The sequence below is a fragment of the Nocardiopsis sp. FIRDI 009 genome, from assembly GCF_003386285.1.
Taxonomy (GTDB): Bacteria; Actinomycetota; Actinomycetes; order Streptosporangiales; family Streptosporangiaceae; genus Nocardiopsis.
This window is the reverse complement of sequence record NZ_QPNC01000016.1, coordinates 187,963-197,317: the sequence shown is the minus strand read 5'-3', so window position 1 is coordinate 197,317 and position 9,355 is coordinate 187,963. Positions and strand designations below refer to the sequence as shown.

Annotated in this window: 9 protein-coding genes; 3 read left to right on the top strand and 6 right to left on the bottom strand. The window is 72.3% G+C overall.

Features of this window, described 5'->3' with window-relative positions; genetic code table 11:
- The first annotated feature begins 171 nt into the window (after positions 1–171).
- The 3 genes from DVR05_RS14690 to DVR05_RS14680 all read left to right on the top strand — a co-directional run bounded on the left by DVR05_RS14690 (position 172) and on the right by DVR05_RS14680 (position 2,259).
- On the top strand, positions 172–570 hold the full coding sequence (locus DVR05_RS14690) for a hypothetical protein (protein ID WP_157982445.1): 399 nt from the start codon (positions 172–174) through the stop codon (positions 568–570).
- Positions 571–594: 24 nt separating this feature from the next.
- On the top strand, positions 595–1,320 hold the full coding sequence (locus DVR05_RS14685; protein WP_116246434.1) for a hypothetical protein: 726 nt from the start codon (positions 595–597) through the stop codon (positions 1,318–1,320).
- A 63-nt stretch (positions 1,321–1,383) separates the two neighbouring features.
- The gene (locus DVR05_RS14680; RefSeq protein ID WP_232832144.1) at positions 1,384–2,259 is read left to right on the top strand and encodes a potassium channel family protein; all 876 of its coding nucleotides are present in this window, start codon (positions 1,384–1,386) and stop codon (positions 2,257–2,259) included.
- Between the two features lie 14 nt (positions 2,260–2,273).
- Here the strand turns inward: DVR05_RS14680 and DVR05_RS14675 are convergent, their stop codons facing one another.
- The 6 genes from DVR05_RS14675 to DVR05_RS14650 form a co-directional block, all read right to left on the bottom strand.
- Complete coding sequence (locus DVR05_RS14675; protein WP_116246432.1) at positions 2,274–2,558, bottom strand: putative quinol monooxygenase; 285 nt, start codon at positions 2,556–2,558, stop codon at positions 2,274–2,276.
- A gap of 82 nt (positions 2,559–2,640) precedes the next feature.
- The gene (locus DVR05_RS14670) at positions 2,641–3,306 is read right to left on the bottom strand and encodes a bifunctional 2-polyprenyl-6-hydroxyphenol methylase/3-demethylubiquinol 3-O-methyltransferase UbiG (protein ID WP_116246431.1); all 666 of its coding nucleotides are present in this window, start codon (positions 3,304–3,306) and stop codon (positions 2,641–2,643) included.
- A gap of 11 nt (positions 3,307–3,317) precedes the next feature.
- Positions 3,318–3,689, bottom strand: a complete 372-nt coding sequence (locus DVR05_RS14665; protein WP_116246456.1) for an STAS domain-containing protein — start codon at positions 3,687–3,689, stop codon at positions 3,318–3,320.
- A gap of 351 nt (positions 3,690–4,040) precedes the next feature.
- Entirely contained in the window at positions 4,041–5,096 is a 1,056-nt protein-coding gene (gene meaB, locus DVR05_RS14660; protein WP_116246430.1) for a methylmalonyl Co-A mutase-associated GTPase MeaB, read from the bottom strand.
- Positions 5,097–5,098: 2 nt separating this feature from the next.
- A complete protein-coding gene (scpA, locus tag DVR05_RS14655) occupies positions 5,099–7,321 on the bottom strand; it encodes a methylmalonyl-CoA mutase (protein WP_116246429.1) in 2,223 nt (740 codons plus the stop codon).
- On the bottom strand, positions 7,318–9,306 hold the full coding sequence (locus tag DVR05_RS14650) for a methylmalonyl-CoA mutase family protein (protein WP_198659189.1): 1,989 nt from the start codon (positions 9,304–9,306) through the stop codon (positions 7,318–7,320). The genes scpA and DVR05_RS14650 overlap by 4 nt, the downstream gene beginning before the upstream one ends.
- Positions 9,307–9,355: the final 49 nt, after the last annotated feature.

The following is a 9,355-nucleotide window of genomic DNA, read 5'->3' as shown; positions in this document are numbered from 1 at the left end:
AAACTTTACGGCGAACAGGAAATACCGATCGTGTGAAAATTCCGCTCCGGCTCGGGCTTCCCAGCCCGTCCGCATCCGGCCTGACTATCGACCCTGGTCGGGGCGGGCGGCTACCCTCGGGTGCGCACCACGACCTCGTGCCGTCCGCGTCACCGTCTCCCGAGGAGCCCCGTGTTCCCCCTCATCAGCCTCCCAGTGCTGGTCGGTCCGATCCTGTACCTGCTCCTGGGCGTCGGCGCCGTCGTCTGCGGCCTGCTCGCCCCCGTCGGCCGCAAGGGCCTCACCCTGACCGGCGGCGCGCTGCTCCTGGTCAGCGGGGTCATGGACCTGATCACGGGCTTCGCGTACATCGAGGTCCACATGTTCATCGGGGGACTCGTCGGTTACGACGCGTCGAGAACCGTGCTCGACGTCGTTTTCTACCTGGCCGGCGCCCTGTTCGGCGTGGGCGTCATCCTCCTGGTGTTCGCCGCCACGCGCCGACTTCCCCAACCCGTCGTCGGTCCGGCACCGGGCGTTCCCCGGCCGCCCCAGGGCCCCTACCAGCCCGGTCCCGCGGCCCAGCGCTGACCCCCGACGACAACGGAGCCGACCATGATCCATCTCGTTCTCAGCATCCTGATCTCCCTCGTGTTCTACCTCGCGCCCGGCGTCATCGCGCTCATCCGCGCCGCCGGGTCGCCCAGTGGTAGGGGGCTGGTCTTCGCCGGAGGCGGACTGCTCGTCCTGTGCGGTCTGATCGGCATCGGGTGGCGGTTGTGGTACCACTTCGCCGTCCTGGCTCCGTTCGGGGACATGGTCGCCGGGGGTCCGTTGCCGTACGGGGAGCTGATCGACGCCTTCAACATCGGTTTCCCCGTGCTGGTGACCGCCGCGATCGCCCTGCTGCTGTTCGCCGTGCTCAGCGCGCGCGACAAGGGTCAGTCCACAGCCCCGGCACCGCACGGATTCCCGCAGCACCAGCCCGCCCAGGGCCACCACGTCCCACAGCACCACCCCGGCCACCCGGGCCACTTCGGTCACCCCGGTCAGCCGGGCCACCCCGGCCACCCCGGTCAGCCGTACGGTCACCCGGGCTATCCCGGTCAGCCATACGGCCACCAGGCCCCTGGCGCTCCCCAGCAGCAGTTCCAGGCACCCCAGCAGCCCCAGCCGCCGCAGACACCGACAGGCCCCCAGCAACCCGGTCAGCCTCAAGCACCCTCAGGCCCCCAACGGCCCCAACCACCGCAGGCACCCTCAGGCCCCCAGCAACCCCAGCCGCCGCAGGCACCGACCGGCCCCCAGCAACCGCAGGGACCCCAGCCGGACCAGCGGTAAGAGCAACCCCATCGCGACCAGCACGTTTCTCAGAGTCCATCCGAGGCTGATCGAATCATGACCGTGGACGCACCCCAGACACGCCCCGACAAGCGCGGCCCCGAACGCCTCCAGCAGTGGCAGAACGCCACCGAGTGGCCCCTGCTCGCCCTGGCCGTGGGCTTCCTGGTCGCCTACGCCTGGCCGATCCTCGACCCCGACCTGTCCGAGCAGTGGGTGGAGGTCTGCGCCGCCGCCGCGTGGGTGGTCTGGTTCGCGTTCACCGCGGACTACCTGGTCCGTCTGTACCTGGCCCCGGACCGGTGGGCGTTCGTCCGCGCCAACCTCCTCGACCTGGCCATCTGCCTGCTGCCGATGCTGCGCCCGCTACGCCTGGTGCGGCTGCTCAGCGTGGTGTCGATCCTGCACCGGAAGCTGTCGGTGTCCGCGCGCGGGAACGTGGTGCTCTACACCGCCACGCTCACCGTGATCATCCTGCTCGTGGCCTCGCTCGCCGTCCTGAAGGCCGAGCGCGACGCCCCGGGCGCCAACATCACCACCATCGGCGACGCCTCCTGGTGGACGCTGGTCACGATCTCCACGGTGGGTTACGGGGACCACTACCCGGTGACGGACGTGGGTCGGCTGATCGCGATCTGCCTGTTCATCGTGGGCATCGCCCTGCTCGGTGTCATCACCGGCGTCCTGGCCTCCTGGTTCGTCAAGACCATCGAGGGCGAACAGGAGCAGGAGAGGGAGACCCGGGAACGGGAGAGGGCGCGGGACTCGCTCAGCGGCGACGAGGTGCGCGAACTCCGGGACCTGGTCAGGGAGCTGCGGGCCGAACTCGCCCACAGCCGGGCCGAGCGCGGGAACGGGCAGGCGGCCGGGGGCGGGAACGGTCAGGACGCCGAACCGGTGGCGGCACGGCTCACCGAACCGGCCGACCGCTCCGACTGAGCGGCGACCCGACTTCAGGGGGAGGCGACGGAGGAGACGACGTACCGGGCCACCGAGACCGACACGATCTCCCCCTCCTGGTCCTCGGCGGGGCCGGAGCCCCGGAAGCGCTCCGGGCCCGCCTCGGACTCCCACCGTTCGTGGATGTTGATCCTCGCGGGGTCGGGCGGGTCCGGAGAGAGCGCGAAGTCCAGACACCCCGGCGCGGAACGGGCCCGTTCCACGATCGCGGAGCAGCCCCGCAGGCAGGCGTCCCGGTCCGACGGGTCCACACTGATGCTTCCGGCGATGATGAGCACGGGCGTCGTCCTCTCGGCAGGGGTGGCCGGTCGCGACCAGCCTGGGCAGGGGGACCGACGCTCCGCCCGGCGCCGCGTTCCCTCACTCCGGGCGGGTGTACACCAACGAGTACCGCCACATGAGCAGACGGCGCAGGCGGGCGCCGGGAAGGTGGCGTGCGGCGGCGACGCCGATCTCCCGCAGGCTCGTCTCCGGGTCGCGCGTCGGTGTCCTCGCGGCGCCGTCGGAGACCCGCGCCGGGTCGGGCGTGCCCGTCACCAGACGGGCCGCGCGCAGACCCAGCCCGATCGCCCACTGCGGACCGAGCGCGACCAGACCGGACGCGAGGTCCGCCCATCCCTCCTCGCGGTAGAGGCCGAGGACGGCCAGGGTCCCGCCGGGTTCGAGGGCGGCGGCCAGGCGTTCGAGGGTCGGGCCGAGGGGCATGTGGTGCACGCTGGCGATGGCGCTGACGAACCCGTACCCCTCGGGGGCGAGCTCGGCCTCCTCCAGACGGGCGCGCTGGTAGCGCACGGGCAGCCGGGACGGCGTCCGCGCACGGGCGAGGTCAACCATGTCCGCCGACGCGTCCACGGCGTCGACGGTCAGGCCGCGCTGGGCCAGCGCCCGGGCGAACCGTCCGTCACCGCACCCGACGTCGAGGGCGCGGCTCCGGCCAGAGGGCACCTGGCGGAGGAGATGACCGTGATAGTGGCTGTTGTGGTCCCACGACAGGTCGACGGGACTCGGGGGCGGCGGTCGGGGCATGGCCCCGGAGGCTACCCGGCCTGCCGCTTGGCCTCCAGGGCGTCCATCGCGGCGATGGCGGTGGCCACGGTCTGGTGGACCGGGACCTGGCGATGCAGGCCGACCAGGCGGACGACCTTGGTGACACGCTCGTTCAGCGCCGCGAGCGCGAGGGAACCGCCCTGCTCGCGGACGGTTCGGTAGGCGTTGATGATGACGTTGAGCCCGCTGGAGTCCATGAAGTCCAGACCCGACAGGTCCAGGATCAGGAACGACCCGTGGTCGTTGACCGCGGACTCGATGTGCTGTTGGAGGTCGGCGGCGGTCGCGATGTCGAGCTCACCCTCGATCGCGACGATGACACTGCGGCTGTCTACTCGCGTGCTCAGTCCGAGCCTGTGCACGATCACTCCTCCCGGCCCCACGTTGAGATGGCGGGGGTCCCTTCTTCTCACCATACGCAGATCGGCGGACCGCGCCGTCGGCGGTCGGTCCCACTCCCACAGAACCGACCCACCGAGGGGACCAAGCTGGCGCGCCCGCGGGTCTGGTAAGTCGTTGGACACACACGGTATAGGCGAACGGGCCGTTCGGGAATGCCATCGCGGAAGAAATTTTCGCCTCTTGGGCACGAACCCGGATCGACGTGCCCGTTTTCACCCGTTGACACCGTGTTATTTCACGACATGGGAGCCGGTTTTTCCGTCCACGGAAAGCCCGTGTCCGGCGTCACACTACCCAACGTCACTTTCGGTTCACTCGTCCGGGGAACGCTCACTCCGTGTGATCGTTCGCGTGAAGGACTCGACGAGTCCACGCGCCGCGAGGGTCGCCGTGGTCTCCCCGGAGCGTACCTCCTCCTCCAACCGCGGGATGAGCGCGCTCACCTCGGGGTCGCGCAGGAACGTGTCCATCACCTGGTCGCGGACCTGGTCCCACATCCAACTGACCCGCTGGCGGCTGCGGCGCTCGTCCAGCCCGCCGCCGCGCTCCAGTACGGCGCGGTGTTCGAGCACGGTCTCCCACACCTCGTCCAGCCCGTCCCCGGTCAGGGCGCTGCACGTCAGCACGGGCGGACGCCAGTCAGGGTGCACCGGCTGGAGCAGGCGCATCGCGCGGGACAGCTCCCGGGCGGCCCGGCGCGCGTCGTCGGCGTGCGGACCGTCGGCCTTGTTCACCGCGACCACGTCGACCAGCTCCAGGACCCCCTTCTTGATGCCCTGCAACTGGTCGCCCGTGCGCGCGAGGGTGAGGAAGACGAAGCAGTCGACCATCGCCGCCACGGTGACCTCGGACTGGCCGACGCCGACCGTCTCCACCAGCACCACGTCGAACCCGGCCGCCTCCATCAGGAGCATGGTCTCCCGGGTGGCCCGGGCGACCCCGCCCAGCGTGCCCGCCGTCGGCGAGGGGCGGATGAAGGCGTTGGGGTCCACCGACAGGCGGGCCATCCGCGTCTTGTCGCCCAGGATGCTGCCGCCGGTCCGGGTGGAGGAGGGGTCGACCGCCAGCACCGCCACCCGGTGCCCGGCCGCGGTGAGCCGCCCGCCCAGCGCGTCGATGAAGGTCGACTTCCCGACCCCGGGCACCCCGGTGATCCCGACCCGCCGCGCCTTGCCCGTGTGCGGGAGCAGCCGGACCAGCAGCTCCTGGGCGGCACGCGCGTGGTCGGGGCGTCGGGACTCCACGAGGGTGATCGCCCTCGCCAGGGTCGGCCGGTGCCCGGCCAGCACCCCCTCGGCGAGGGCGGCCACGTCCACCGGTCGGCGGCCACGGGCGCGGGTCCTGGCGGGGGCGCCGTCGTCGGCCACGCTCACTCCCCTTCCCGCTGGTCGAGCCGCTCCTCCAGTTGGTCGAGCAGGTCGATCGCGGCCTCCGCGATCACCGTCCCGGGCGGGAAGATCGCGGACGCGCCCGCCTTCCGCAGCGGCTCGAAGTCCGCCGGGGGGATCACGCCGCCGACGACGATCATGATGTCCTCGCGGTCGAGCTTGGCCAGCTCCTCCCGCAGCGCCGGGACCAGCGTGAGGTGCCCGGCCGCGAGCGAGGACACCCCGACCACGTGGACGTCGGCCTCCACGGCCTGGACCGCCACCTCGGCGGGGGTCTGGAACAGCGGGCCGACGTCGACGTCGAAGCCCAGGTCGGCGAAGGCGGTCGCGATGACCTTCTGCCCCCGGTCGTGCCCGTCCTGGCCCATCTTGGCGACCAGGATGCGGGGACGGCGCCCCTCGGCCTCGGCGAACTCCTCGACGCGGGCGCTCACCCGCTCCATCAGTCCCGCCGTGTCGTCGCTTCCGGCCGCCTCTTGTCGGTACACACCCTGGATGGTACGGATCTGGCCGGAGTGGCGGCTGAACACCTTCTCCATCGCGTCGGAGATCTCCCCCACGGTGGCCTTGGCGCGGGCCGCGTCCACGGCGGCGGCCAGGAGGTTGTTGGTGAGCGACTCGTCGGCCACGGACTCGCGCCCGGCCGCCTCGGTCAGCGCGTCCAGGGCGGCGCGCACGGCGTCCTCGTCGCGCTCCCGGCGCAGGCGGCGGAGCTTGTCGATCTGTTGGGCGCGCACCTCGGCGTTGTCGACCTTGAGCACCTCGATCTCGTCGTGGGTGTCGGGCCGGTACTTGTTGACGCCGATGACCGGCTGGCGCCCCGAGTCGATCCGCGCCTGGGTGCGCGCGGCGGCCTCCTCGATGCGCATCTTGGGCAGACCGGCGTCGATGGCCGCGGCCATGCCGCCCGCCTTCTCGACCTCCTGGATGTGCGCCCACGCCTTGGCGGCGAGCTCCTGGGTGAGCCGTTCGACGTAGTAGCTGCCGCCCCACGGGTCGACCACGCGCGTGGTGCCGGACTCCTGTTGCAGCAGCAGCTGCGTGTTGCGGGCGATGCGCGCGGAGAAGTCGGTGGGCAGGGCCAGCGCCTCGTCGAGGGCGTTGGTGTGCAGCGACTGGGTGTGCCCCTGGGTCGCGGCCATCGCCTCCACACAGGTGCGGGCGACGTTGTTGAACACGTCCTGCGCGGTGAGCGACCACCCCGAGGTCTGGGAGTGGGTGCGCAGGCTCAGCGACTTGTCCTTGACCGCCCCCAGGTCCCGGACCAGGCGCGCCCACAGCAGGCGGGCGGCGCGCAGCTTGGCGACCTCCATGAAGAAGTTCATGCCGATCGCCCAGAAGAACGACAGCCGCGGCGCGAACCGGTCGACGTCCAGCCCGGAGCGCTGGCCGGCGCGGATGTACTCCACACCGTCGGCGAGCGTGTAGGCCAGCTCCAGGTCGGCCGTGGCCCCGGCCTCCTGCATGTGGTAGCCGGAGATCGAGATGGAGTTGAACCGCGGCATCCGCTGCGAGGTGTAGGCGAAGATGTCGGAGATGATCCGCATCGACGGCTGCGGCGGGTAGATGTAGGTGTTGCGGACCATGAACTCCTTGAGGATGTCGTTCTGGATGGTCCCCGAGAGCTGCTCGGGGGACACCCCCTGCTCCTCGGCGGCGACGATGTACAGCGCCAGGACGGGCAGCACCGCGCCGTTCATGGTCATGGACACGCTCATCCGGTCCAACGGGATGCCGTCGAACAGCTGGCGCATGTCGTAGATGGAGTCGATCGCCACCCCGGCCATGCCGACGTCGCCCGCCACGCGGGGGTGGTCGGAGTCGTAGCCGCGGTGGGTGGCCAGGTCGAAGGCGACGGACAGGCCCTTCTGACCGGCGGCCAGGTTGCGCCGGTAGAAGGCGTTGGACGCCTCCGCGGTGGAGAAGCCCGCGTACTGGCGGATGGTCCAGGGCTGGTTGACGTACATGGTCGGGTACGGCCCGCGCAGGTACGGGGGGATGCCCGGCAGGCCGTTGACGAAGTCCAGCCCCGCCCGGTCGGCGGGGGTGTACAGCGGCTTGACCGCGATGCCCTCGGGGGTCTCCCACTCCAGGGCGTCGACCGCCTTGCCGCTGCGCTCCTGGACGGCCGCGCGCCAGGCGGCGGCGCCGTCGCCGGTGAACTCGGGCGGCTCGGGGGCCACCCGGGAGAAGTCGGGGATCATGCGCTCTCCCCCTCGGAGGTCGCGGGTCGATCGGCGGGCTCCGCGCCGGGGGCGTCCGTCGGGGGCGGCGAGGAAGGACGCGGGGGCGGGTCGGTGATCAGGACGTCCAGCAGGTCGGTGAGCAGGGCGACCGCGTCGCAGCCCCGGTGGGCGAAGACGTCCACCCCGGCCTCCCGGTAGGTGTCGCGCGGCGAACCGGCGAGCAGGATCCGACGGGCGCCCACCCCCTTCAGCGCGCGGGCGGTCGCCTCGGCGTGCTCGGCGTAGACCTCGTCCGACGAGCAGATGACGGCGACCCGGCACCCGGAGGCGGCGAAGGCGCGCGCCGCCGTGTCGGCGTCGTCGAGCGGACCGGGCTGCTCGACCGCGATTCCGCCCGCCGCCAGCAGGTTCGCGGCGAACGAGGCGCGGGCGGTGTGCGCGGCGACCGGGCCGAGTGTGGCCAGGAAGGCGGTGGGCCGGTGGCCGGTGTCGCCGGTCTGGGCGTCGCTGCGGTCGCGCAGGGCCTCGAACTCCTGGGCGTAGCGCCGGACGGGGAAACCCCGCCGCCGGTGCGGGCCGACGGGCAGGCGCACCGGGTCGGCGGGCCGGACCAGCGGGGCCTCGTCGAGGTCGGGGAACTCGCTGACACCGGTCAGCGGCGCGCGCCGGTGCGCGATGTCGATCCGGCGGCGCTCCCACACCTGGTCGACGCGCTCGCGCAGCAGTCCTCCGGCGAGGGCGTCGGCGGCGCCGCCCGCGGCCTCCAGCTCCTGGAAGAACGCCCAACCGGCGCGGTAGAGGTCGCGGGTGAGCGCCTCGACGTAGAAGGAGCCGCCCGCCGGGTCGATGACCTGGGCCAGGTGGGACTCCTCGATGAGCAGCGACTGCGTGTTGCGGGCGATCCGGCGTGCGAAGTCGTCGGGCAGGCCCACGGCCGAGTCGAAGGGGGCCACGGTGACCGCGTCGGCGCCCCCGACCCCGGCGGCGAAGCACGCGACGGTGGTGCGCAGCATGTTGACGTGCGGGTCGCGGCGGGTGGTCATCGCCTCGGACGTGGTGGCGTGCAGGCGCATGGCGCGCTGGTCGGCGGCCAGGCCGCAGGCGGCCAGGACCTGGTTCCACATGGCGCGCACGGCACGGAGTTTGGCGATGACCGCGAACTGGTCGGCGTTGGCGGCCAGGCGGAACTCGATCCGGCGCGCGGCGTCGGCCGGGCCCATCCCGGCCTCGTCCAGGGCGCGCAGGTAGGCGGTGCCCGCGGCGATCGCGCTGCCGAGCTCCTGGGCCTCGGAGCCGCCCGCCTCGTGCACGAGGGTGCCGTCGGCGATCAGCAGACCCAGTCCGGGGCGATCGCGCGCGCACTCGACCGCGAACCGGGCGGGGTCGGTGAGGTCGGGCCGCTCCCCCGCGCGGGCGGCGGTGGTCAGCGGGTCGATGCCCAGGTGGGAGATGATCCCGCCGTCGGGGACCCCGGCGTCGGAGTGCGCCTCCAGCAGGGCCCGGGAGGCGTCGGCGTAGTCGGCTCCGGGGTCCAGGACGACGGGGGCCAGGTCGAGGTAGACGTCGGTGAGGGCCTCGCCGAGGGACGCGGTCGGCAGCGCATCGCCGCCGACGCTGATCCACAGGGAGGCGGCGCCGTTCATCAGGTCGGCGTGCAGGCGTCGCGCGAGGGTCTTGGGGTCGGCGTCGGTGTGGCGGGCGCGGATGTCCCAGCCGTCCGTGACCGTCCCCTCGGGGCGGTACCCGCGGGTGAAGGGCGGCTGCCCCGGGTAGCCCTGACCGGCGGGGACCGGGTCCTGGGTGTAGAGCGGGTCGATGTCGAACCCGTCGTAGGTGGGGGTGGCGAGCACCCCCTCCGGGGTGTCGGCCAGGCGTTCCTCGGCGACACCGCTCTTGCGCAGCACTCCCGCGACGAGTTCACGCCACCGCTCGCGGGTGGCTTCGGGAAACCCCTCGGCCAGGTTGGGGGCGGGTTCGCCGCTCCCTCTCTCAGCAACGTCCATAATAGAAAATGTTAGAGAACGACGTTCAGCCCGACCGCGCCGGGGTGTG